22 protein-coding genes are annotated in these 25,665 nt (G+C 41.3%); 8 read left to right on the forward strand and 14 right to left on the reverse strand.

What is annotated here, in order from left to right; all coding sequences use genetic code 11:
- Position 1: 1 nt before the first annotated feature.
- Both COJ96_RS17320 and COJ96_RS17325 read right to left on the reverse strand, forming a co-directional pair.
- Entirely contained in the window at positions 2 to 835 is an 834-nt protein-coding gene (locus COJ96_RS17320; RefSeq protein WP_098575089.1) for a YitT family protein, read from the reverse strand.
- A gap of 145 nt (positions 836 to 980) precedes the next feature.
- Positions 981 to 2,249, reverse strand: coding sequence for a dicarboxylate/amino acid:cation symporter (locus tag COJ96_RS17325; protein WP_098575090.1), 1,269 nt, complete (start codon positions 2,247 to 2,249; stop codon positions 981 to 983).
- A gap of 269 nt (positions 2,250 to 2,518) precedes the next feature.
- Here COJ96_RS17325 and COJ96_RS17330 point away from each other — a divergent pair, with 269 nt between their 5' ends.
- On the forward strand, positions 2,519 to 3,220 hold the full coding sequence (locus COJ96_RS17330; RefSeq protein ID WP_180230159.1) for an SH3 domain-containing protein: 702 nt from the start codon (positions 2,519 to 2,521) through the stop codon (positions 3,218 to 3,220).
- A 220-nt stretch (positions 3,221 to 3,440) separates the two neighbouring features.
- Here COJ96_RS17330 and galE read toward each other — a convergent pair whose 3' ends face one another.
- The 11 genes from galE to COJ96_RS17385 all read right to left on the reverse strand — a co-directional run bounded on the left by galE (position 3,441) and on the right by COJ96_RS17385 (position 19,779).
- Positions 3,441 to 4,412, reverse strand: a complete 972-nt coding sequence (gene galE, locus COJ96_RS17335; RefSeq protein WP_098575066.1) for a UDP-glucose 4-epimerase GalE — start codon at positions 4,410 to 4,412, stop codon at positions 3,441 to 3,443.
- 180 nt (positions 4,413 to 4,592) lie between these two features.
- The gene (locus tag COJ96_RS17340; RefSeq protein ID WP_098575067.1) at positions 4,593 to 5,114 is read right to left on the reverse strand and encodes a PepSY-associated TM helix domain-containing protein; all 522 of its coding nucleotides are present in this window, start codon (positions 5,112 to 5,114) and stop codon (positions 4,593 to 4,595) included.
- Between the two features lie 71 nt (positions 5,115 to 5,185).
- Positions 5,186 to 6,352, reverse strand: coding sequence for an ABC transporter permease (locus COJ96_RS17345; protein WP_098575068.1), 1,167 nt, complete (start codon positions 6,350 to 6,352; stop codon positions 5,186 to 5,188).
- Positions 6,330 to 7,040: an ABC transporter ATP-binding protein gene (locus tag COJ96_RS17350; protein ID WP_098575069.1), complete on the reverse strand. Its 711-nt coding sequence runs from the start codon at positions 7,038 to 7,040 to the stop codon at positions 6,330 to 6,332. Before COJ96_RS17350 ends, COJ96_RS17345 begins: the two co-directional genes overlap by 23 nt.
- Positions 7,040 to 8,017 carry a biotin/lipoyl-containing protein gene (locus tag COJ96_RS17355; protein WP_257148549.1) on the reverse strand — a complete coding sequence of 326 codons (978 nt, stop codon included), beginning with the start codon at positions 8,015 to 8,017 and terminating at the stop codon, positions 7,040 to 7,042. The genes COJ96_RS17350 and COJ96_RS17355 overlap by 1 nt, the downstream gene beginning before the upstream one ends.
- Positions 8,018 to 8,203: 186 nt before the next feature.
- Positions 8,204 to 10,609 (reverse strand): Ig-like domain-containing protein, encoded by a 2,406-nt coding sequence (locus tag COJ96_RS17360; RefSeq protein ID WP_142333016.1) that lies wholly within the window; start codon positions 10,607 to 10,609, stop codon positions 8,204 to 8,206.
- 154 nt (positions 10,610 to 10,763) lie between these two features.
- A complete protein-coding gene (locus COJ96_RS17365) occupies positions 10,764 to 11,693 on the reverse strand; it encodes a phosphate ABC transporter substrate-binding protein (protein ID WP_098575071.1) in 930 nt (309 codons plus the stop codon).
- A 211-nt stretch (positions 11,694 to 11,904) separates the two neighbouring features.
- Positions 11,905 to 15,027 (reverse strand): efflux RND transporter permease subunit, encoded by a 3,123-nt coding sequence (locus COJ96_RS17370; protein WP_098575072.1) that lies wholly within the window; start codon positions 15,025 to 15,027, stop codon positions 11,905 to 11,907.
- A 170-nt stretch (positions 15,028 to 15,197) separates the two neighbouring features.
- On the reverse strand, positions 15,198 to 17,555 hold the full coding sequence (locus tag COJ96_RS17375; RefSeq protein WP_098575073.1) for a glutaminyl-peptide cyclotransferase: 2,358 nt from the start codon (positions 17,553 to 17,555) through the stop codon (positions 15,198 to 15,200).
- Between the two features lie 553 nt (positions 17,556 to 18,108).
- The gene (locus COJ96_RS17380) at positions 18,109 to 19,416 is read right to left on the reverse strand and encodes an ammonium transporter (protein WP_180230160.1); all 1,308 of its coding nucleotides are present in this window, start codon (positions 19,414 to 19,416) and stop codon (positions 18,109 to 18,111) included.
- A 3-nt stretch (positions 19,417 to 19,419) separates the two neighbouring features.
- Positions 19,420 to 19,779 (reverse strand): P-II family nitrogen regulator, encoded by a 360-nt coding sequence (locus COJ96_RS17385; protein ID WP_098575074.1) that lies wholly within the window; start codon positions 19,777 to 19,779, stop codon positions 19,420 to 19,422.
- Between the two features lie 252 nt (positions 19,780 to 20,031).
- Between COJ96_RS17385 and COJ96_RS17390 the strand changes: the two genes are divergently transcribed.
- The 3 genes from COJ96_RS17390 (at position 20,032) to COJ96_RS17400 (ending at position 23,506) form a co-directional block, all read left to right on the forward strand.
- On the forward strand, positions 20,032 to 20,535 hold the full coding sequence (locus tag COJ96_RS17390) for an Lrp/AsnC family transcriptional regulator (RefSeq protein WP_098575075.1): 504 nt from the start codon (positions 20,032 to 20,034) through the stop codon (positions 20,533 to 20,535).
- A complete protein-coding gene (locus COJ96_RS17395) occupies positions 20,532 to 21,746 on the forward strand; it encodes an aminotransferase (RefSeq protein ID WP_098575076.1) in 1,215 nt (404 codons plus the stop codon). The genes COJ96_RS17390 and COJ96_RS17395 overlap by 4 nt, the downstream gene beginning before the upstream one ends.
- A 233-nt stretch (positions 21,747 to 21,979) precedes the next feature.
- On the forward strand, positions 21,980 to 23,506 hold the full coding sequence (locus tag COJ96_RS17400) for a sensor domain-containing diguanylate cyclase (protein ID WP_098575077.1): 1,527 nt from the start codon (positions 21,980 to 21,982) through the stop codon (positions 23,504 to 23,506).
- 84 nt (positions 23,507 to 23,590) lie between these two features.
- Here the strand turns inward: COJ96_RS17400 and COJ96_RS17405 are convergent, their stop codons facing one another.
- The gene (locus COJ96_RS17405) at positions 23,591 to 23,782 is read right to left on the reverse strand and encodes a hypothetical protein (protein WP_026564084.1); all 192 of its coding nucleotides are present in this window, start codon (positions 23,780 to 23,782) and stop codon (positions 23,591 to 23,593) included.
- A 150-nt stretch (positions 23,783 to 23,932) separates the two neighbouring features.
- Between COJ96_RS17405 and COJ96_RS17410 the strand changes: the two genes are divergently transcribed.
- The 4 genes from COJ96_RS17410 to COJ96_RS17425 all read left to right on the forward strand — a co-directional run bounded on the left by COJ96_RS17410 (position 23,933) and on the right by COJ96_RS17425 (position 25,605).
- A complete protein-coding gene (locus COJ96_RS17410; RefSeq protein WP_098575078.1) occupies positions 23,933 to 24,151 on the forward strand; it encodes a DUF1659 domain-containing protein in 219 nt (72 codons plus the stop codon).
- Between the two features lie 39 nt (positions 24,152 to 24,190).
- On the forward strand, positions 24,191 to 24,409 hold the full coding sequence (locus tag COJ96_RS17415; RefSeq protein ID WP_098575079.1) for a DUF2922 domain-containing protein: 219 nt from the start codon (positions 24,191 to 24,193) through the stop codon (positions 24,407 to 24,409).
- Between the two features lie 57 nt (positions 24,410 to 24,466).
- Positions 24,467 to 24,610: a YvrJ family protein gene (locus COJ96_RS17420; RefSeq protein WP_026564087.1), complete on the forward strand. Its 144-nt coding sequence runs from the start codon at positions 24,467 to 24,469 to the stop codon at positions 24,608 to 24,610.
- 176 nt (positions 24,611 to 24,786) lie between these two features.
- Complete coding sequence (locus COJ96_RS17425; protein ID WP_098575080.1) at positions 24,787 to 25,605, forward strand: N-acetylmuramoyl-L-alanine amidase; 819 nt, start codon at positions 24,787 to 24,789, stop codon at positions 25,603 to 25,605.
- Positions 25,606 to 25,665 lie beyond the last annotated feature (60 nt).

A 25,665-nucleotide genomic window follows, 5' to 3' on the forward strand; every position in this document is an offset into this window, starting at 1 on the left:
CTTAACTCGCCTTATATCCATGCCCGATCATCTCGTGGACATTGTGGACGGTGACGTAGGCGTTCTTGTCTGTTTCTTTTATTATACTTTTCAGCTGGACGATTTCCTGCTTATTGATGACGATGTAGAGGACTTCTCTGTTCTGCCCTGTGTAGCCGCCGCGCCCGTCTAGCACCGTTAACCCTCGGGACATTCGACTCGTAATATTGGTCAACACCTGCTCAGGCGTATTCGAAATAATCAGTACGGCTACCTTTTCATCCAATCCCTCAACAATGAAATCAATCGCTTTTGCCCCGATAAACACAATCAACAGCGTATACATTCCTTTTTCTAAGCCAATAATGAAAATCGATCCCACTACGACTACAATGTCAATAATCAGCATCCCCTTGCCAATGCTCCAGCCTAGCAATTGGTTGGTCAGTCTTGCTAAAATCGTTGATCCTCCCGATGTTCCTCCCGTCCGGAAAATCAGCCCCAACCCTACTCCAACCAGCAAACCAGCAAAGATCGATGCCAAAAATGTATCCTCGGTCAGTCGATGCCCAGCATCCTCCGTTACATACAAACACAACGAGCAGGCTGCAATCGAAATTAGCGTATATATAAAGGTTCTTTTTTCAAAAAATTTATACCCCACCGCTAACAGCGCCACATTCAAGACAAAATTTACGACACCTGGTGACCAGTCAAACAAATAGTGGGCAATAATCGTAATCCCTAAAATGCCGCCTTCTGAAAGATGATTGGGAATCGTAAAATAATTGACCCCTAAGGCAAAAATGAGCGCCCCTAGTAAAATATATAAAATATCCTTTACCGTCCTCTTCATAAAAACCATCCTTTGTTTCTCCTTATATCACCTAATCTTACCCTAAGAAATGTTAGCCATCAATTAACATTTGCGCCATAAGAAACAAAAAAAATACTGCAAGAACCCAATCATTCTCGCAGCATTTTTTCATCATTTGATGGTGTCAGGCACCAAGTTCTTCGCTTTTAAAGGCTTTGTTCAACCAGTTCTTCCCTTCGACTAAGCGTGTGACGAGCATTGCACACACGGTGTTTCCGGTGGAGTTGAGCAGTGTCGCCGGGGCATCAATGATCGTACTGATTACGGCGATAATGGGCAAGGTTTCTGGCGGGAAGCCATACACACTGATAATTAGCATCTCACCAATCATCCCGCCGCCAGGAATCGCCCCCATCACCGCACCGACTAAAAAGGCAACCGCTAAGATGCTTAAAATATTCGGGATACTCGTTAAATCCTTCCCGAACAACGCAAATAAGAAGACGATTTTCAGCACACCGCCAAACACGGATCCATCCTTATGCGTATTCGCACCAAGCGGAATAATCGTTTCGGCGATATCCTTTGGCACCCCCATCTTTCGAACGGTGGCCAAGTTGACCGGAATACATGCAGCACTTGAGCAAGTGGCAATCGCTGTAACCGATGGTGTAATCGCATGTTTCCAAAAAACCTTCACACCGTCCTTGCCCCCGGCAATAAAGGCATACAGGGTGAAGAATCCGAAATAATAAATCACGGCAAGTATCAGATATAATACAAAGGAGCGGGCATACCCCTCTAGAATTTGCGGCCCAAGTTCACCAATCACCGTAGCAAAATAACAGCCTAGTCCAATCGGTGCATAGTACATAATAATACTGACCATCTTCATCATGACTGCCGTTGCAGCCGATAAAAAGTTAGCCACAGGTTTTGCTTTTTCCCCAACCATCGCAGTGGAAATCCCAAATAGCAGCGAAAAGACAATCAATTGCAGCATATTACTTCTTGATAACAATAAATTGAAATCTCCTACCGTAAAGGTGGCAACGAGATGGTCAAGAAACGACAATTTCTCAGGATTATTCTCAAAAGATGTTTGGCTCATTACCGCTTTAATCGAAGCGATATCGGCATGTTCAATCGGATGAATGATGGAGGCGCCTGTTAAGCCCAAAATCGCTGCCACTGAAGCTGTTACTAAGAACACAACCAAAATACTGCCCATGATTTTTCCAAGCCGTTTCATCCCATTCATATTGGCAATCGCAGAAGCAATGCTGAAAAACACTAATGGGACGATCATCATGAACATTAAATTTAAGAATAAATCCCCAAACGGCTTAACAAGTGCAGCCTTTGGTCCAAATATCAAACCTGCCGCCCCGCCCACGATAATAGCAGTTAGCAAGATAAGGGTAAATCGATAATTTTTATAGAATAATTTCAAACCTTTCACAGCCCTTCAATATGTACCTATGAAAATCATACCTAAGTTCGACGGACAGGTAAATGAGCAATTAAGTCTAAACCTTGAAACTTATGAACGAAAAATACTTTAACAAAAATGCACATCCCCTATAAATCTACAAATTTCGAACACGGACAAGCACGGATATTGTCTATATTTTTGTATTTATATTCATTTATTAATAGAACTCCCTTCCATACAATTAAGATAGAAATGGAGGGATTATTCTGAAAAAATTCATAAAAGTATTGATTGCACTAACACTGTTCCTAACGATCCTCATACCTTTTCAAACGGTTTCCTACGCAGCCTCTACATCTTCTGCAACCGTAAATACGAAAGCGCTAAATGTACGTGAAAAGCCTACGACGCATTCCAAGAAAAAAGGCGTCCTCAAAAAAGGCACCAAAGTAACAGTTTATTCGAAAACCAAATCGGGCTGGTCGCAAATTAAATACAAGTCTAAAAAAGCGTATGTGTCCACAAAGTATTTGAAGTTTATTACCAAACGGGCCAGCTTCTTGATCGATAAGACCAAAGTCTATACCTATAAAGGGACGGAAGGAAGCTACCAATTAATCCCGACAGGAAAAAAATATGATTCTTGGGATATTTGGTACTACGCCACTTCTTCTGATAAGCAAAAATTCATTGTCGGCGAAGACAGGAAAGGACTCTATACCGGGTATATTGACTCCGAATATTATATCGATATCAAATATCCAGCGAAGGTCGGCCTGAAATGGGATATCGGCTATGAGGGAGAAGGACAAGCTCGGATTACCTCCTTAAAAAAGACGGTGAAAACGCCAGCTGGGACGTTTAAAAACTGTATCGAGGTAAAGGAAGATTCCGGGTATATCTACTACTATGCGAAAAATATCGGGCAGGTGAAAACGGTACGCGACGGAATAACCGTCATGGAGTTAGTAAGTTTAAAGAAGAAATAATCTCATTACAAAATAAAGGGTTACTCCCACTAGGAGAGAGTTACTCTTTATGTATATTTGGTTATTAGCATGGTTTTTTACGGATATTTATACTCTGACACTTCAATGGGTAATGGCTGCGAGGTCAGTATTGTTAGCTGAATAAAGAAAACACTGGCCCGAAAGTTTTGGAGGCCAGTGTTTTTTAATAGAGTTATGGTGTTGGTGTCAGGCACCAATTTTAATACTGTTGCTGCTGGTGCCATTTCCAGGCATCCTCAATAATTCTTTCTAAGTTCCGTTCAGCCTTCCAGCCAAGTTCGGAATGAATCTTTTGGGAGGAAGCAACAAGCATGGCTGGGTCTCCGGCACGGCGGTCGGCCATTTCGACGTTCGCCTCTATACCTGTTACTTTTTCACATGTTTCAATAACTTCTTTCACCGAATAACCTAGACCGTTGCCAAGGTTATAAATCTCAGTTGACTTCTTCCCAGCCAGTAACGCCTCAAGGGCAAGGATATGCGCACTTGCTAAATCAGTGACATGGATATAATCTCGAATACATGTACCGTCAGCGGTATCATAATCTGATCCGAAAACAGCTATCTTTTCTCGCTGCCCTAACAGTTGTTGAAGGACAATCGGAATTAAATGAGTCTCTGGGTCATGGCTCTCGCCGATTACTGCTGATGCATGGGCACCTGCTGCATTGAAGTATCGCAGAATCACATAGTTTAATCCATAGGATTTCGAGAAATCTGACAGGATTTGTTCAATCATCAGTTTGGAATGTCCATAAGGATTAATCGGTCTAGTTGGAGTAGTTTCATCAATCAACTCTACATCTGGAATTCCATAGGTAGCAGCTGTTGAAGAGAAAATAAAGTTTTTAATATTGTTTTTAATCATGACTTTTAACAAGGTAAGAGTAGCAGCCACGTTGTTCTCATAATATTTCAACGGATCAACAACAGACTCCCCGACCAAGCTAAAGGCTGCAAAGTGCATGACCGCCTTGATTGGGTAACTTTTGAAGATCATTTGTAAATCTTCTTCATTACCTAAATCACCTTCAACAAAGACTGCCCGGCTGTCCACTGCCGCTCGGTGACCGGTCGTTAAATTATCAAGAACAACCACTTCTTCTGTTTCTACTAATTCCTTCACAAGATGGCTACCAATATAGCCTGCTCCGCCAACGACGAGAATCATATTCATTTCCCCTTAGCTAGAATTTCAATTACTTTCACTATTATAACATTTTGTCGAAAAAACAACATAATTTATGAAATTGCAAGAAAAGCGCAGGCGCCCTTCATTGAAAAAGGGTGTCAGGCACCATGTGAATTTTTTCACATGGTGCCTGACACCCTAACTTAACTGTACTCCGTTTTACGCCACTTGCCCCTCAGCATTTCGTTTTCTTCTTTTTTTGTCGGCTTTGAGGACTTTCATTGAAAGGTATATGCCTGAACCGGTTAAGAAGATCAATGCGATAGCCACTAGGTCTACCAGCCATTTTACATTGGTTGTGCCGATTTTTCCTTCGTGAAGTCCTCTAATGATGCCTGTGATAGAAGTCGATCCACCTTCACCGCCAGCCCCTGGGCGACCTGGAAATTGGTTAGTTGCTGCAGGTTGGCCAGGTTGACCGTTTGAGTTTGCTCCATTTGGTGCTTGAGCTTGGGATTGATCTTGAGCTGTGCCTTGGGTTTGGCCTGAATTAGTCGTTGTTCCTTGCTGCATGGCTCCTCGATTAAACTGCTCTGGCTGGAAATTGCCTCTATTTCCTTCCATTTGTGTCTGGCCGATTAACCATGGCTCATTCATCAATAACCCCGTAACCGACTCGATTAAGATAAAAATCGAGCAGATTAAACCAATCCATAAGTGTGCCTTTCTTGTTTTCTTCATATACATTCTCCTCATTATTAAGATTTGATTTGACTATTTCGTGTAAAGCGTGCTCTATTCTGTCTGAAACCCTACTGATAGCGAAGTGCCTGAATAGGATTTAATTTAGATGCTTTATTGGCCGGGAATACCCCGAAGACCACACCTACGACGAGCGAGAATAGGAACGATGATAGAATGACGGTTGGTGAGAAGGCGATACTTAAGCTCATCAGAGATGAGACCATTTTTCCTACCCCTAATCCAAACAGAATTCCAATCAAGCCACCCATCGAACTTAGTACAACGGCCTCAATTAAAAATTGTAAGAGCACATCTCGTCGTTTGGCTCCAATCGCTTTTCTAATCCCGATTTCCTTCGTCCGTTCTGACACCGACACAAGCATGATATTCATGATGCCAATCCCGCCGACAAGTAAGGAAATACTCGCGATTCCGCCTAGCATCATGGTCATGGTGTCAGACACAGAACTCATCGTGTCCATCACATCCTGCTGATTGGTTACACCATAATAGTCACTTTTCCCAGGATACATACTAGCGAGTGCCATTTTAACCTCGTTCATCACGAAATCCATCTGATCCTCGCTTTTGCCCTGCAAATAAACCGTGCTAATCGTCGTGCTGCCGACTAAACGCTGACCCGTGCTCAACGGGGCAATGACTACATTATCCCCGCTCTGACCGAGTGAGCTTCCTTTCAAAGCTAGTATTCCTACTACTTTGAACGAGGTGCCTGACACCTGAATGTACTGTCCAATCGGATTCTCTGTGCCGAAAAAGGTGTTTGCTGTTTCCGAACCGAGGACGGCAATCTTTTGGCGGTACTCGACATCTAAATCGGTAATAAAGCGTCCTTGAGTGACCTTCGCATCACGTACTGATGAATAGGCCGCATTTGTTCCTGTTAAGGTAATCTGAGAGGACGTCCGCTCCTTTTTCACATAGACACGACCTGAAACAACCGGTGCAACAGCTTTCACACCATCGATCTCACCTAACTGACTAATTTTATCCTCTGTTAAATCAATATCGGTACTATAGGTATTTACCGTCAAAAGGTTGGTCCCTAATTGATTGATTTGACTTGTGACGTTTTTCGCTGACCCTTGGGCAATCGAAACTAGGACGATGACTGACGAAACACCAATAATGATCCCGAGCATCGTCAGAACCGCCCGAAGTTTATTGCTTCTGATACTCTTTATAGCCATTTTAATGGATTGCAGCATTCCCAAGGAGGACACCTCCATTCTCATAAAGTTGGCCGTCTTGAATACTGACCATTCTTTTGGCTTGTTTTGCGATTTCCAGGTCATGTGTGATTAAAATAATCGTATGGCCTAATTCATTCAATTCCTTCATTAATAGGAGGATCTCTTTGCTTGTTTTACTATCAAGGGCACCGGTTGGTTCATCGGCGAGGAGAATCGAGGGCTGGCCAACCAGGGCTCTCGCAATCGCCACCCGCTGCTGCTGCCCTCCAGAAAGCTGAGTGGGCAGGTGGCCAGCGCGATCCTTCAAGCCGACCTTATCCAATCCGTCTAATGCCCGCTCCTGTCTTTCACGAGTTGGTACCCCGGCATATAACAAAGGCAATTCCACATTTTCAAGTGCGGAAAGCTTACCTAATAAGTTAAAGTTTTGAAAAATAAACCCGATTTTTCGATTCCGAATCGTCGCTAAACTATTTTCATCCATTTTCCCAATATCTCTGCCATCAAGGTGATATGTCCCTTTATTCGGCCGATCCAGGCAGCCTAGCATGTTCATTAAGGTGGATTTCCCTGACCCAGACGGACCAATGATGGCTAGAAATTCACCCTTTTGAATTTCTAATGACACATCATTAAGAGCATGAACTATTTCTCCGCCAAGCTTATAGGTTTTCATCATATTTTTAATTTGAATAATCGGCTTACTCATTAATTGCCACCCCTTCCGCTTGGCGCTCCTTGTCCATTTCCACCCGGAGGCACGCCGCCGGTCATACCGCCCATTCCGCCCATGTTGCCTCTCATCATACCGCCTTGGCTGTTAGACGAGCTGCTTGTAGCCAGTTCCGGCAGTTGAATCGTTTCGCCCGCGGTTACTCCTTCTGTTAGTTCTACATACTCATCCGTAGAAATTCCTGTTTTAACCGTCTTTTGCTGGCTTGTGCCTGCCGATGGTGCCGATACATCGGAACTTGAATCTGTCGAAGCCGCAGTCACAATCACATATTTCTCATTATTGTTTATATAAACCCCATCGACAGGAACATAAAGAGCATTTTCCTTACTTTGGGTTAAAATACTAGCTTCCGTACTCATCCCGACTTTTAAGTTCGTTGGTTTATCAATGTGAATGGTGACATCAAAAGTCGATGTTCCGTTTGCAGATGTGCCTTCAGCAGCAATCGCCGTTACCTTTCCTGTATAAGTAGTGTCAGGATACGCACTTACAGTTAAGCTGACCGTCTGCTTCTTTTTAATTTTTGTAATATCTAGCTCATCCACTGCAACTACAGTTTGTAGATCCTTGTAGTCGGTTAGATGGGCGACCACCTGACCATTCGTTACGCGTTCTCCTTCTAAAACAGAAACCGTGGTAATCGTCCCGTCAGCAGGAGCTGTAATTGGATCACTATCATCCGTGAAGGTAATTAATTCATCTCCTTCACTTACTTTGTCCCCTGCTGAAACCAACACTTCATCGATTTCATTATTATCATCTGTTGCTTTAATATCTTCACTTGTTACAGGTTCAACCGTACCTGAACCACTAATCTTCACTTCCAGCTTTCCTTGTTGGACTACAGCTGTCCGAGTTTGAGCTGCTGCCTCCGTACTCACCGTTTTCGATTTATAATACTGAAACCCGACAAATCCAATAACCAAAACACTCACAAGTATCCAAATCACTTTCTTCAACAATCTCTACTCCTTTACTCCCCGCTGTAATTACCCCTCATCCAGCAGGAAAATGATTTATTTGATGTGCCTATTATCTTGTCCGTTCCTTAAGATATCCTTAAGATAAAAAAAGGGTGTCAGGCACCATGTGAAAAATTTCACATGGTGCCTGACACCTAACTTGTTTGTTAATTTCTAATTCACTTTAATGGTAACAGTAGTGCTTTTATTACCTGCCTTATCGAGAACAAATATCGTTAAGGTTGTATGTTTTTTCTGCATTTTAATTTTTACTTTGTAATTTCCCTTTGCATCTACAACTGCTTTGCTTACATATTTTTTTCCATTATAAACATAGACGGTTGAGCCAATCTCTGATTTTCCTGTAACAATAGTAGATTTATAGGTTACTTTATTTACAGAAGGTTTAGCGGGCGCTGTCTTATCGACAACTTTTATACTCTTTGCAGTGCTTACGTTTCCAGCTTCATCTGTCACTGTAACCTTCATTTCTGTTGCGGCACGTTGCTTAGCAATTACAAATTTATAATTACCATTTTTATCAACAGTGGTACTCTTTTGATATTTTCCATTTACATAAAGCTTAGCCGTCGCATTCGCTTCTGCTTTTCCAGTAACTGATGTGGATTGATCCGTTACTTGGTTAATCGTTGGAGCAGCGGGAGCAGTGAAATCTGGCATATTCGTAAATGACGGAAGTCCAGAGATATAACCCACACCGCCAGTTTTATTAATACCAATTTCTTTTTCCATTGCGTTCTTTAACTCTTCTTTATTAACGGCAGTAATAGCTTTAGCGTCTAATTCATCACCAGGATGTTGGAAGTTACTCATAATATAAGAGAAACCATTACGATCATCAGCCGCGAACAATCCAGTAGATTCCGCTCCTGCTGGGTTCGATAAAATGCGTGTTAACTCTTTCGTATCGACATTATAAGCCCATACATAGTTATTCGTATGCTTACTGCTATCTTCGCCAATAAATAAGGTTTTCATTTCTTCAGAGTAGCTTAAGTTGTCAGGACTAGCTACTTTATCTACATTTGCTGTATTACCGTATGCATCAGCCGTTGCAAGGTCTTCACCTGCAAGTAAACCTGACATCGTTGTAGCTACATATTTACTCAGAATCCCGCGACCGCTGTTATCTTTTTGGGCGCTCTTTAAGTCTAATTGATAAGTTACACCGGACTTAATTTTTGGCAATTGAATATCATCCGAAGGTGCAGTTCCTGTGGTGTCTTTTTCCATGCTGCCGCTTTGGTCGGAAATAGCGATATACACCTTGTTATCTTTGGCGTTATATGTTACACCTTCCATTTTGTTGAATTCTGTAGTAGCACCAAGGTACGCTGCATACCGACGTGATTCAAGAAATGCTGCCGCTTTTTCCATACCAGGCTTAAGTTTTACATATTCTGTTTTTCCGTAGGAATATTGTTTAATCGCTTTAAAACCTGGTTGAGCTGTATCAGACGTTTCAAAGATGTCACTGAATTTAATATCGCTCTCAATGATCGCTTGAATTTCCTTATCATTGGCATGTCCTAGCTTAACCCATTCTAAATTTCCTGAACCGCCATTTTCAGTCCCAGTTTGGACGAATTTAGCAGCGTATAATGTACCAGCTGATAAATCTTTTGCTTTATCGGCTACATACATGAACATACCTGTATTTCCGCCGTCATCACCAAAGTAGGCTGTACGATTGTCAGGCATCATTTTCATTAATTCATGAGAGAAGCGGCCCAGACTGTAATGTTTTTCTACTTTTACTTTACCGTTTTTCTTCACTTGGATTTCTGGAACGTAGCCATAGAAATAAGGATTTGCTTTTAATTTATCACCAAAGTAAAGCTGTGAAAAGCTTTCAACGGAAGTTCTTGCCGATGACTTCGCATCAAATTCATAGTTGCGTGCGTCCGGCTCATACTCTTCCGACCCTAAATGAGTATTCCATGGGGAGAGGGAACCATTACAAGGAATCCAAAGTCCATTCACATCTGAAAAATCAATTTTCTTAACCGCTTCAGCTTTCAATTCACCAGTCTTCTTATCTTGGTCTAAAGTCGTTAAAGACATGGAAGCAGGAACGATTCCATAGGCAGAATTACCAGCCGCATCTAATGTCTGATATTCATAATGTGTAACCATATAAATCTTTCCGTTAATCGGTTTTAGTAAGCTGTTTGAATCCGGTGCATCTGAAACAAATGGTGTTGATTTTCCAGGAACACTAGTATCCATGATCGGATCTCCGTAATAATCAATCGGAGTTCCTGCTGGAATTAATTCACCGTTGTTCATAGCGATTTTATCTTCTGATTTAAAAAGTCGTTTGTATGATAGCGGGAACGTTTTAACTTTTCCATTGCTGTATTTAACATCAACAGTAGCGCTTGTATACGTTTCTACCATTTTATCGATAGTAGTTGGGGCAGGCATTCCATTAAATTTAACAGAGTCAATCTTGACTTGACTATTACCTGCAGCAAACACTGGTGTGACGGCAGGAATGGTTAACGCAAGGGTTAGAGCGACAGCAGCACCCTTTTTTACCATGCTAATCTTATTCATTGTGATATCCTCCTAATATAAGTTTTTCTATCATCTACTAAACACACGTAATATTCATTACAGAGTTGAATTTTAAGGTTCCTAGAAAAAAAGTAGAAAGGATTGGTAAAATCCTACCTACTTTTATATCAATCTTTTACATTATAAACTGGTCTTAAAGATTTTTCTGATTGCCTTGTGCATCACGTTCAACTTGCATTTTTGTTACAGGAAGGTATCCTTGCTCTGGTAATAACTTATTTTGGATATCATCTGACATCAGATAATCAAGGAATGCTTTTGCAAGATCGGTTGCCTCACCCTTAGTATATGAGTGTTGGTAAGCCCAAACTGGGAATTTACCTGATTGTACATTTTCTTCAGTTGGTTCAACACCGTCAATGGCAAGAGGTGTTACTGTTTCATCAGTGAAATAGGAGAAAGCAAGGTAACCAATCGCACCATCAGTTTCATTAATAATCTTTTTAACTGTGTTTGAAGAATCTTCTGTGATTCCTTCAGCTGGTGTTGCACCATCAAGAGCAAATTTATTAAAAATTGCACGAGTTCCAGAAGAATCAGGACGGTTTACAAGAACGATTTTTTGGTCTGCTCCACCAAGTTCTTTCCAGTTTGTAATTTTCCCAGTGAAAACTTTAATTAAATCTTCTTTTTTAATATCTTTAATCCCTACTTTAGGGTTAACAGCAGCAGTCATCCCAACTACAGCAACTTTATGGTCAACAATCTGATCAGCTGGAATTCCTTCTTTTTCTTCAGCAAAAACGTCAGAGTTACCAATTTGAACTGATCCTTCAGCAACTTGTGATAAGCCCGTACCAGATCCACCCGCGTTTACTTGTATATCAACTTTAGGATTAGCAGCCATAAATTCTTCAGCTGCAGCTGCCACAAGAGGCTGCATCGCAGAAGAGCCAGAAATAGTTAATGAGCCGGAAAGTTCTTTCGTTTCTTCAGTCTTTGGTGTTTCTTTCTTCGCAGTTCCTTCTGTCTTCTCTGTAGATGCTGCGCCTCCACAAGCAGCCATGAAAACCATTAACGCAGCTAGCAATGTAAGTAGGCTTAAGTTTTTCAATCTTTTCATTTGTTTGAATCCCCCTAAGAATTATTATTGTTGTTGTTTACAGGTATAAGATTAATCCTTTTTTGTTAAGTGAGTATTAATGCTTTGTATAGTTTTGTAAAGGTTTGATGTTGTTTGTAAACTTTTGTCGATTTCTTCTTAAAATCTAGCTTTCTTTAAAAATAGAAATATCACCAACCTTCTTAGGCAGGTGATATTTGCTTTATAGTTATTATGCTGACAACTGTTGTTGTTTTGCCTGAATTTTTCTAACCTTTCCACTGAGCCAATCGTACAGAATCGGGATAACCACAAGGCTGATCAGTGTGGAGCTAATCATTCCGCCCACGACGACAACACCAAGCGTTTGTGAAATAATCGTGTTTCCTGTACTTGAGAAAGCTAAAGGAAGCAAGGTTAAGATGGTAGTCCCTGCAGTCATTAACACTGGTCGAACCCTTGTAGAGGTTCCTAGCAGAATCGCTTTTTTTGTTTCCATCCCTTCAGAAATGTTCCGTTCAATTTTATCGACAAGCACAATTCCGTTGGTGACGACAATACCAGCGAGCATCAAGATCCCAATCAAAGCGGCGAGATTCCACTCCATTCCGAAAATGGCCATGCTCCATACCGATCCGATTAATGCCAGCGGAATGCATATGATGACTGAAACGGGTGCATACCAGCCGCGAAAAACGCTGCTCACAATCATCAAGACTAGCAAAAGAGACAGTGCCAAAGCCAGGCTCATTTCAATCACCATTTGCTTGAGTTGCTGAGAGATCCCGCCAAGCGAATAGTCAATGCCTGAAGGCAGGTCCAAACCTTTCATGGTTTCATTTACTTGTTTTGTTACCTTTCCGATATCCCTTGTAATAATGTTTCCCGTCACGGCAGCAAAGGGATGACCATCCTGCTCACTGATAAGCGTTTGGTTACTGGTCTCCAATGTCGTAATCTCCGCTAAAGACACTTTCGAACCGTCCTTTGCTGTAAACATTTCATGGCCAATTTTAGATAGAATTGTTTTTTCAGGCTCTGGGTCACCCGCTGCCACTAGACTTTTCTCATTGTCTAACTGAATGGCAATTGGGGTATTCCGGTCGCTAGAAGAAACATCCATCCTTAGGTCTTTTGGTAAATAGTGATCGATTCGATTAAGAACTTCATCGACATTGATACCCAAGCGTTGGATCTTTTCCTGATTAATTGAGAGATAATGGTTCATTGCTGCATCGGCATCATTTGCCGCTCCTTCAATACTTAAACCAGGAATCATCTGCAGCTTACTTCTGACCATAATCGCCGCTTTGGCAATATTTTGCTGTTCAGCCCCCGTTAAAATGACCTTTAAGCGGGAATCATCTCCAGAAATATTTTGATTAGATACAGTATAGACGGCAGATGTTGATAAACTGCCAAACTGCTGGCGCATTTTTTTAACGAATGAATCGATATCGCTTTTATCTTTGATCCCCACTGAAAGATTGGCGATATTTTGCTTTTGCATCCAACCACCGCCTTCATCAAAGACATCATCAAACATCGGTGTAAATGTCGAACCAAGAGTGGAAGTATACGTTTCTACCTCAGGATCATTTTTTAAGATGGTTTCGATATTTTTCACTTCCGCATCCACATCAGAAAGCTGTACTCCTTCAGGCAGCTCGACCTGGATAGCTACATCCTTTGAATTTCCTCTTGGAAAAAAGTTAACTGGCAGAGCGAATGCTTCTGTAATTGTAATCGCAAAAAGCACCACGATAATTCCCACTACTATTTTTTTCTTCAAAAACAGCCAATGAAGCAGACTTTGTGCCCTTGTCTCTATTTCCACTGACTTATTCATTGGCCATTTTCTCCATAATATGTGGGCTAAGGCCGGTACGACAATAATAGATACGACAAGAGATGTCACAAGGGCGATGACTACCGACCAGGCAAATCCAGAAAAAGCTGAACTAATCATCCCACCAATAATACTAATAGGTAGAAACACAGCAACGGTGGTGGCAGTGGAGGAAACAATAGCTGGGATCATTTCTACTACCCCGCTAGCCATATCCTGAATAGTGATCTGTCCGTTGTATTTTTCCATTTGTTTTCTGTACATATTATCGATGACAACGATTGAATCATCCACGACCCGACCCATCGCTACAATTAATCCGGAAATCGTTAAGATATTCAAACTGACATCCATTGCTTTTAGAATCGCCGTTGCACCAAGAAGGCAAATAGGCAAGGATAAGGAAATAATCAATGTGGAACGGACATTCCTGAAAAATAAAAATACACAGATAATGGAGAACAAAACCCCCAATAATCCCTCTTTGATCAGACCCTTTAAAGCAGCATTTATGTCTTTTCCTTGATCCAATAGGATAGAAAGATGGATTGTTCCTGATTTGATTTCAGGAATTTCTTTGATCCTTTCGTTGATCCGTTCAGTCACTTCGGTAATGTTTGAAGATGGTGTCTTTAGGACATCAAGCAGAACACTCGGCTGCCCTGCTGTTCTGGATATCGTCTGTAAGTCTACAATACTACTCTTAATTTCCGCTACTTCCTGTAAACTTACTGTTTTTCCTCCGCTAACAGGAATCTTTACACCATTTAAGTCTGCACTATTGATCGTCCAATCGGTCACACGGATTGGCATGGATATTTGGCCATCGGGTCCGCCCTTTTCTTTGATTGTTCCCTGCGGCCATACTGGATGAATGGATGCTAGAGCATTTTGTACATCTTTTATGGTTAACCCATATGTTTGGAGTGCATCTGCTTTCAATGTTAACACGTATCCGGAATTTCCTGCCCCTGTGACACGGACTTCTCTTACACCTGGAACACTCTTTATTTCCTTTGCCACTTTATCTTGAATAGATGTACGCAATTGATTTTCATCGATTTTTTCTGTATTAGTCGTCAAGCTTACTCGCATAACAGGGAAAGAGTTCGTACTGACCCGTGTAATCAATGGTGTTTTTACACCGACTGGTAAGCTAATTTTGTCCACAGCCGCCCTTACTTCATTTTCCGCTTTTTCCATATCGGTGTGGCCAGGAAAATAGAGGCTGGCCATTAAACCGCCATCAAATGAGTTTGTTTCCAAATAATCAAGCTTATCAACAGATCCGACCGCTTCCTCCACCTTTGCGGTAAGGATTTGTTTGACCTGATCCGATTGATATTTATCAGCTTGAATCGTTACCATCAAGGCAGTGTTGTTAATCGGTGGTAAATAATCTCGCTGCATCTGAATTGCAGAAATGGCCCCCCAGGCGATAATCAGGGCAACACATGTCAGGATCAAAACCGACCGTTTCATCGATCCTTCAATAAATCGAATCATTTTTTAATACCATCCTTTTAAAATAGTAGAATAAGTTCATATGTAATAATAAAAGGGTGACCCAAGATACCTGGTATCACTGACAAAATACTGTATAGAACTCTTTTCGATTTACGGCATGTTACGAATAGTGCCTGACACCCAGCTTCGGGTCACCCTCTTTAGATTAATTAATTATTCTTTTTATCGCCTGGATAAGGTTTGTCTCCTTTTGTTGCTTTCCAGAGAATCTTGTTCAATTTATCCGTATTGGCATGATCAACGCCTGAGAAATCTAGCTTTTTAGATTCTTGAGCCATCGGTGCATTTTCTCCATTTTTCCTGTTAAGTGGGTAGGTTGGTTCTTCTACCTTAAATGGCGAAAAGTCAGGTTTATGAGTAAATGAATTAACCATTGGCGCTGCTGATGCATCAAACTGTGTCATTGGTTTCATCCCTAAAATCATTTCCATGGTACGAAGCATGGATGTTGTATCATACATGGTGCTGTCTACTCTGCCTGTTTGGGTATATGGACTAATCACAAGAGATGTCGTGCGGTGGGCGTCCACTGAGTCCCAACCATTCTGTGCATCATCTTCGGTAACAAAAATGGCTGTATCTTTCCAATAAGGTGAGTTACTAACCTTATCGACTAGCTTACCGAGTGCATAGTCGTTCTGTGCAACCATGGCTTGCGGTGTTAGTTCTCCGGGTCTTGTTCCGAGCGTATGGTCGTTTGGCAATCGAACGATTTGCAGCTGCGGAAGATTCCCATTATCTACATATTGATTAAATTCTTCATCCCACGCATCATAGCGGGTCAAATCCGAAATTTTAAGATTATAGGAAGGATAGTCAGGGTCATAATTATTGCCTAGGCTAGCTTCTGCAGCCACATATTTTCCCGTCTTACTGTCATAATTAACGAATTCTCCATAACTTCTAAAGGATACCCCTGAACGAGCAGCATTCGTCCATAAGAATCCTGCTTTCGGATAGGCCGCTTCATTGCCCCCTTCAAAGTCATAGCCGCGGTTACGACCCGAATAGTTGGCAAGCCAGTTTTTCTCTACATAGTCATTGGCCTGCGCTGCCGTGGACCAGTTATGTCCCTGCGCACTGATTTCAGCATTCGCATAAAAATTATCTAATAAAACGAATTGATCAGCCAGCTTATGAATATTCGGTGTAATATCTTTGCCAAAAATGGTTAAGCTCGGGTCTCCATTTCCTTTTTCCATATCACCAAATACCTGGTCATACGTACGATTTTCCTTGATCACATAAATGACATGCTTAATCGGTGATTCTTGGCCTTCAAAGCGAGGGATTGGGAACTTTTTGCTTGCACTGGAACCTATTGGTTTCAATTCTTCATTATTCTTTTCCACTTGTTTCGTATATTTCTTCAGCTGTTTTTCGCTCGGAAGGTCGATAAAGGACATGGTTCCTTTCATCATATTCCCGATATACTGTCCCTCCCGGTTGGATCCAGCACCAAGGCCCTTGGCATTGAGAACCATTAATTTGTCTTCATGTAAAAATATACCGCTTGGATACCAAGCTGTTGGAATTAACCCTTTCACTTTTCCTTTTTGCAGATCTATGACTGAAAAATCGTTATTTCCACCGTTGGTAACGTATAAAGTTTTGCTATCCTCGCTTAACGTTAGAGCATTAGGCTGACTACCTGCAGGAGCATTTTTATATGGGCTGAGTGAAATGGTTTTGATTTCTTTTTGTTGTTTAGCATCGATAATCGAAACGGAATCACTATCAGAATTGGATACAAAGATTTTGCCGGACGCAGCATCTTCAATTATTGCATTAGGATGTAGCCCAACTGGAATGGTACTTTTGATCGTCAGCGTTTCTGGATCGACCACACTAATGCTGCTTTCACCCCAATTGCTGACATAAAGGGATTTCCCATCATTACTTAATACTGCAGCATAAGGATGTTTCCCAACAGAAGTTGTATTTACGATTTGATTTGTGGCAAGGTCAATTTTTGAAACGGAATGATTTAAATTATTCGCAACTAAGAGCGACTTTCCATCCTTAGAAACAGAAATTCCAGCAGGATAAAAGTTAGTTTTGCTGCTGTCTTTAAGCATGATTGGAGCTTTTTCAGTTAATGTTCCATTTTCAAATCCATAGACACGGATTTTGTTATTGCCTCCAGCTGAAGCATAGACGGTTTTTCCATCGTTACTGAATGTGACTCCAAAATAGAGCGATTCAGGAGATTTGTAGGGAATGGTCTGTATGACCTTCTGGGTGTTAACGTCCACCACTTGAAGAGACTGTTCACCTTGCCCATCATTGGAAACAATAAGATAACGGTGATCTTGGCTTAACACACCACCCATTGGGAAATCACCAAGCGTTATTTGCTGACCAGAAGGAGTAACAGGCCACCCATGAGAAGTAACCGCGGTTCTATCTGCCTTAGGGCCGACAATTTGTGTGTATCCAGCATAGGCCGACGTTGAACCAAGAATCAATGAAGCTAGCGAAACTGCCAGTATCTTTTTCCGTTTCATAAAAATACATCCCCTTTTGATATGTATTACTTACATGCTTCATCTTACTCCCGCTTTGTAAACTAGAAGTTAAGTAGAGTTAAAGAAATATAAAGAAAAACAGGAAAATTTTAGTATTGTTTTTCATAATTAGTAGTTTTAGCACAGTCCACCTATGGTGGAGTGCCCGGAAAAATAAACAAAAAAACAAGATGCCCAAAAGTTTAGGTCACCTTGTTATCAGTCTTTCAAATCCAGTATATTTTTTATTATTTCCCAGAGTCTTCTGTACCCAATTTGGTACAATCCCACGATATAAAAATTCGCAAGAAAAAGAAGAAGTATCATTGATTCTTTACAACCATTAACCAACTATTTACAATTTTTATGATAATTTAGCGAAATATTAAAACAGACTAGTTCATTTCGTCCTTTCTTTTTTACCGTTTGGGTGCATGGATTTAGGTAAAAAACCAAAATAAAAAGCCGAAAATAGACAGGTTCTAAAGTAGAACTAATCTATTTTCGACTTTTGTATGATGAAATAAGGATCCCTTTATTTTTCTAGTTACTTTCAAACTACCTTTTCTTTTCGACTGGCCGGAGAAGCTACCGTAATTCCTGTGGTTTCTTCAAAATTAAATAGGCTAGTCGGCAAATCCGTAAACCGCTCTAATTCATTGTAAGCCGGAATGCCATGGTAGGACATATCCAAGCCTTCTTCTTCTTCCCGCTCTGATGCTCTGAAACCGACTGTTTTATCGCATACCTTTGCGATAAAAGCACCACCGAGTAACCCCCAAACAATCACTACAACAGCGCCTAAAAGCTGCACTTCTAATAATGAGGTATGACCCGTTGTCAATAATCCTTGCGTTGTATCAAATAATCCAACCGCAATCGTCCCGAACACCCCGCTGAAACCATGGACCGCAACGGCACCGACCGGATCATCCACTTTCAAATAATCCACAAAAAGGGTGGTATAAATGACGAGCGCACCACTTATTGCGCCTATTATAACGGCGCTCCACTCCGAAACAAAGGCACAGCCCGCTGTGATTGCAACTAGTCCAGCCAACACCCCGTTTATCGTCATACTTGGATCGGCTTTTCCAAACTTTTTCATCGTCACAAATAGTGCCGCCGCTCCCCCACTTGCTCCCGCCAGCATCGTGTTGATGGCAATCGGAGCTAGCGCGGAACTGGAAGCATCCAACGTACTCCCGGCATTAAACGCAAACCACCCGAACCATAAGATAAAGGCACCGGCAGAAGCTAACGGAATGTTACTAGGGGCAAAGACATTGGAGCTTCCATCCGAATTAAATCTTCCTTTTCTCGGACCCAATAGTTTTGCCATTGCAAAAGCAGCGAAACCACCGACAGCATGAATCGCGGCAGATCCAGCAAAGTCCTTCATTCCTAATTTGGCTAACCAGCCATCGCTATTCCATATCCAATGACCAGATAGAGGGTAAATAATAATACAAATAAGTGCCGCTGTTACCACATAGGCTTTAAAGTTCATTCGTTCTGCGACAGCGCCTGAAATGATCGAGACAGATGCCACCGCAAATCCCATTTGAAAAAGCACAAAAGCCACACTTGGCAGTTCAATCGAAAGAGCAATTTTCTCAGGGCTTCCAAATAGGCTGGTCCCAACGAATCCAAACGCATCGTTTCCAAACATGACCCCAAATCCGATGAGCCAAAACGCTAAAGCACCAATCGTCAAGTCTACAAAAATTTTCATTGTCACATTGACGGCATTTTTCGTACGGACCAACCCTGCCTCTAGTAAACTAAAACCGCCTTCCATGAATAAAACCATCGCGGCTGCAAGGACGACCCAAACGGTATTTATATACATTATTTCCACAAGTCATCCCTCCTTATTTGCTAAATCCTCGATATCATAATCTATTGTCCCTGTCCGAATGTTATAGGCCTCCAAAATCGGATAAACATATATTTTGCCGTCGCCATCTTCACCCGTTTGTGCCGAATCCACAATCGTCCGAATCGTGGATTCTACCAAATAATCCGAGAGGACAATCTCCAGTTTCACTTTAGGATGCAGAGTTACCTGATAATTTTTCCCACGGTAGACTCCTTGTGTATCCTTTTGTTTTCCTCTGCCGACTACTTGTGAAACCGTAAAACCTAAAATCCCCATATTTTTCAAACCCTTAATCGTCTCTGTGAGTCGTTCTGGTCGAATAATTGCTTCTATTTTTTTCATGAGAATCGGCTCCTCGCTCCATGTTATATAACCTAACATCGTATTGTTAAACTATATAACACAACTAGAATTACCGTCAATATATTTTTCTTGTAATCTGTAAATTTAGAATCATCATGAAATATACCGTGGTGCCTGACACCATTCAATCTTACTGTCAAAAAAGAGAGAATTATCCCAACACTTTCATTTGAGTTAGAAGCCATCCTCCTATAAAATCAATAATATGAAATTCAAATCAGGAGGCACCTTATGAAATTATCGAATGAAGAACTAGAAATATTAAAGCTCATCGAAGAAAACCATAAAATCTCTGAAGAAACGATTGCTTTAATGGTGATGAGCAGTGAAGAATCAGTTAGAAAGACTATTAAAAAATTAGAAGAAGAAAAAGTAATCGTCAGTTATCCAGCGCTCATCGATTGGAGCAAAGTGGAAGGTCAGGAAAATATCGTCGCAATGATTGATGTAAAGGTAACACCAAAGCGCGGTGTAGGATTTGATGAGGTCGCTGAGAGAATTTATCGTTTTCCGGAAGTAACCTCTCTCTATCTCATGAGTGGTGCATACGACTTGTCGATTACCATTGAAGGCCAAACGATGAATCAAATTGCGACGTTTGTATCGGAAAAACTCTCCACGATTGAAAATGTCATCTCGACCACGACGCATTTCATGTTAAAGAAATACAAACATGATGGAGTGGTTTTTGGCAGTGGTGATGATAAAGACCGGAGAATGGTGATTACACCATGAAAAAGGATTATTCCCACTATATATCTCACACCGCTAAAGAATTACAGCCATCTGGGATTAGGAAGTTCTTTGATTTAGCAGCCAGTATGAAAGACGTCATTTCTTTAGGCGTGGGTGAACCAGACTTCATTACGCCTTGGAACATTCGCGAGGCCGCCATTTTATCGATGGAACAAGGCTATACTGCATATACAGCAAACCCGGGATTATTAGAATTACGACAGGAAATCTCTAATTACCTTGGAACAAGATTCGCTGTCAACTATGATCCCAAAAATCAAATCATCGTCACCGTTGGAGCTAGTCAGGCGATCGACCTCGCCTTTCGAGCCATTTTAAACGAAGGCGATGAAGTATTAATTGTAGAACCAGCCTTCGTTTCTTACGCTCCATTGGTAGCAATTGCCGGGGGGACACCTGTCGCCATTTCCACCTCACCTGCCAATGGGTTCAAATTAACGCCCGAACAGCTCGAAGGGGCAATTACGGAAAAAACCAAGGCGATTTTGTTTTGTTCGCCAAACAACCCAACTGGCAGCACCTTAAATCGAAAAGAACTAATGGAAATTGCTGCAATTGTTGAAAAGCATGATTTAATCGTCGTCTCTGATGAGATTTACGCAGAATTAACCTACGAAGAAACCTATACCAGTTTTGCAGCGATTGAAGGCATGTATGAACGAACCATTTTAATCAATGGATTCTCAAAAGGCTTTGCGATGACCGGTTGGCGCTTAGGGATGCTCGCAGCCCCTAAGGAATTTATCGAGGTAATGTTGAAGATTTTCCAATACACTACCATGTGTGCGCCAACTATGCTCCAATACGGTGCGATTGAAGCCCTTAAGAATACCTTCCAGGAAGTGGAAGCGATGAAACGAAGCTACCGGATGAGACGAAACTATGTCGTGCAAACCTTAAATAAAATAGGTTTAGATTGTCATACACCTGGAGGAGCCTTCTATGTCTTCCCTTCCATTAAGGCAACCGGCCTCAGCTCCGAACAATTTGCCGAAGAACTTTTAATGCAAGAAAAGGTGGCCGTCGTGCCGGGCAATGTGTTTGGAGAAAGCGGTGAAGGCTACATCCGCTGCTCGTACGCAGCCTCAATGCCGCAGCTGCAAGAAGCCCTAAAAAGAATCCAGAAATTTCTTGAATCAAAAGGGATCTACGGCGAAAAACAAACAAAAGAAGTAAAATTAAACCAATAGTTTCAAGCAAAAAAAGAGCCCAATTCTGACAGTTCCATCCGCCAGAATTGGGCTCTTCCTATGTATTATTGGTGGTTTCCCTCACTAGTGCCTTCACTGGTGTCTTTCACTGGTGTCTTTCACTGGTGCCTGACACCAATCTTCTTGAGAGTGCCTGACACCCTTTTTTTTGTGACAGACATCCCAAATTATGCTAAAATACTCGAGGTAATGGTAAAAAAGGGGTGGAGTAATTGAGGGCCTTTGCAATCGATTTTTTTAATAGAAAGAGAATGAATTCTATTACTAATCGAGAGTTTATTCATCATAACTACGTTGTTTTATATGAGCGAATAAAACTTATTTCATATATGCTAATTTTCACCTATCCCTGTTTTTTTATCGTTGACTTTTTCCTGTTTAATAAACTGAGCAGCCCGACTTTTAAATTCAATCTTTCTGCCATTCACATCACAGGGCTTGTTGTCTCCCTTCTATTTCTATTCATTTATCATAAATATTTAAAGGCTCCTAGAGGAGTCATCGTCTCTAGTTATATCCTTATCTATCTATTGATCGGTGCAGTCTCTTCTATTAATAGCCAATTATTTACCGGGAATATTTACGCCTATATCATTATCGTATTAGGGGTGGCCGTATTTTTACCGATCCAGCCAAGGCACATATTCATTCAATTTATGGTTATACATATTTTCTTTATCATCGGGCTTTATTTTTTTGAACCAGACCACTTCGCATTTTTATCGAAACTGATTAACTCGACAGGGACCGCGGTCATTTCCTTTATGATTGCCTTATCTTTCTATTCATTTCGAAAAAATGATTTTATGAACAAACTGAAACTGCGACAGAATGAGGAAAATTTCAGGAGCCTATTTAACCTTAATCCCCATCCACTCATCCTTACAAAGTTATATAATGAAGAAATTTTGCTCATGAACAAGCATGCCCTTGGATATTACCATTTGCATGATAACAACATGGCCCAGATCGACGCAAGATTCTTGTTTCAGAATCAAGAGGAAAAACAGGATCTCCTGCAACGTCTAATGGAGCAGCAAAGCATAAAAAACTATTGTATAGAGCAGCAAATCACACCTACGATAAGAAAATGGGTAATGCTCAGTTTAGAATTGATAGATTACATGGATGAACCTTGTGTCCTGATCGGTGTCACTGACATCACAGATTTGAAAAAAAACGAGGAAGAGCTTTATAAACAAGCTTCGCTGGACATGCTTACTGGTGTGTTAAACCGAAGAAGCGGGATGGAAATCCTTAACCAGCAATTATCCGCTGGTCCAGAATCCCAAGAATTTATTATCTGCTATATCGATATTAACGATTTAAAAAAGACAAATGATCGATTCAGCCATTCCATTGGGGATGACCTCATCAAGACTTGCTGTGACACAATCAACCGTCATATTACAGATGTAGATATATTATTCCGCCTAGGCGGCGATGAATTTATCATTGTGTTCTTTCAAAAGCAAATGAATGATGTGCGGGATTTAATGAAAACGATTAAACTAAGTTTCGAGGAGATCAATTTCACGCAGCAAAAGCCTTATTCGATCTCTGCCAGTTACGGTTATTATCACTATAAACCAGGGACTGTCCTGACCCCTGAGGAAGTTCTAGAACTGGCCGATCAGGAGATGTACAAGGAAAAAGCTGTACACAAAAGAAAAAACACCTCCGTCGATTCTGCGATACAAAAGTCAATAATTAGACAGATTAATGGAACCATCCCTTGACACAGGGTGGTTCTTTTTTTGGTGTTATTTTTTGGTGTCAGGCACCAGTGTGGTGCCTGACACCCTTTTTGTGTTTTGTGTTCCCTATTTTTTCGGCTGATCAAGTGCTTGGTAGGCTAATTGATACTTCCCGCCGTCTGCTACTTCTGAATGGTACAACGCCTTTAGGGCTGTGTTTTTCTCGAGGCCGTGTTCCACCTTCAACTCTTTCAAGCGTGTATGCAATTCTTTATTATCCTTAATTAGCTGCTGCATTTGTGATTTTAAATACTTCATAAGATGATGAACCCCTTCCACGAACTAAATCGTTCCCCAAGTATAGCATTAATAAACTTGATTTTACTAAATCATCACTATTTATTTTCTCAGACCATGCCCTTTTGGCCGGCTTTTTTCTATATAGAAGGTGAAAGGTGGTGAATAATCATGGCACAAGCATTATTAGAAGGAACGAAACTTCGGTTGCTTTTTGAGATTGGCATGGATGAAGACGGCGCCCCCATTCTCCGCGCAAAAACATTCAGCAATGTGAAAAAGGATGCAACGACAGATCAGTTGTCTCAAGCCGCACAAGCAATTACTGTATTATCCAAGGACACGCTTAACAAAGTGGAACGAAACGACAGTTCAGAAATTATTGCTTAATAAGCTCGTAAATGAATTAATCGATAGGAGGTGAGAGAAATGGCAAAAACCTTAGAATTACACTTTAATACGGAGCTTGGAAAAACAGCGAGTTTATCAATTGAAAATCCGAAGGAACCAATTGATGAGGCAGTCATCAAGCAATCGATGGCTCAAATTATTGCATCTGAAATCTTTACTACTACCAGCGGGAAGTTTGTAGCGGCCAAAGGGGCAAGAGTCGTCGACCGAAATGTAACGGATTATGAACTAGTTTAATAACAGAAAGGCCGTTTCCCCTAGGGACGGCCTTTTTTTACAAAGGAGGTGAAAAGAGTGGAGCAGCTCATTCCGATCATCAGCGAGGTTGGTTTTCCCATTGTCGTGACCCTTTATCTGCTTTACCGCATTGAATCAAAGCTGGATATGGTCGTCACCTCGATTCAGAATCTTCCCGACCGCATGAAGGAAAGAATATAAATACTCAGGACAACCCCTGGCCTATAGGTAAGGGGTGTTCTTTTTGATACATTAAAATGGAGAGAATCAACTGTGTAGGTATCCATCAGCCAATGCCGTGACAAGCACCCGCACATACTTGTCCATTGCTACATAGCATGTATAGATAATCAATTTTAGGAAATGGAGAGGATAAAATGAAGCTTTATTTAGATCCAGGTCATGGTGGACAAGACCCTGGCGCTCAAGGGCATGGATTGGATGAAAAGGATGTCACATTAGCAATCGCGCTCAAACTACGGTCCATTTTACAAAATGATTATGAAAACATTGACGTAAAAATGAGCCGAAGCACCGATACAACTAAAAGCTTAGCACAACGATCCAGTGAGGCCAATGCTTGGGATGCCGATTTTTTCTTAGCGATTCACATTAATTCCGGGCCAGGCTCCGCCCAAGGTTATGAGGACTATATTTACAGTGGCTTGTCTAACTCTTCGAAGACAGCCCAATATCAAGATATCATCCATGCGGAAGTAAAAAAATTAAATCAACTACAAGACCGCGGCCAGAAAAAGGCGAACTTCCATGTATTACGTGAGACAAATATGCCGGCACTTTTATCGGAAAACGGCTTTATCAGTAACGATCATGACGCCGCATTAATGAAACAATCCTCTTGGATTCAAAAAGTGGCACAAGGTCATGCCAATGGAATCGCCAAAGCTTTTGGGCTGAAACGTAAACCAACTGAGCCCCAAAAACCAGATACACCCAATGACGGCACATTATTCAAAGTGATTGCTGGTTCATTCAAGTCCAAAGAAAATGCGGATGAGAGAGTTGAGCTGCTTCAGAAAAAAGGCATTGAATCATTTGTTGATACCACAAAAATCTCTGGTGAAACATGGTACCGAGTCCAAGCCGGAGCCTTCTCCAGCCGTGAAAATGCAGAAGATCGTTTAATAGGAGTAAAGAAAGCCGGAATAAACGATGCATTCCTCGTTGCAGAATAAATACCCTACAAAAGACCTTCTATTCCCGAACAATATGGAGGTCTTTTGTATGGTTTTTAT

It is taken from the genome of Bacillus sp. AFS073361 (assembly GCF_002567005.1).
Taxonomy (GTDB): Bacteria; Bacillota; Bacilli; order Bacillales; family Cytobacillaceae; genus Neobacillus.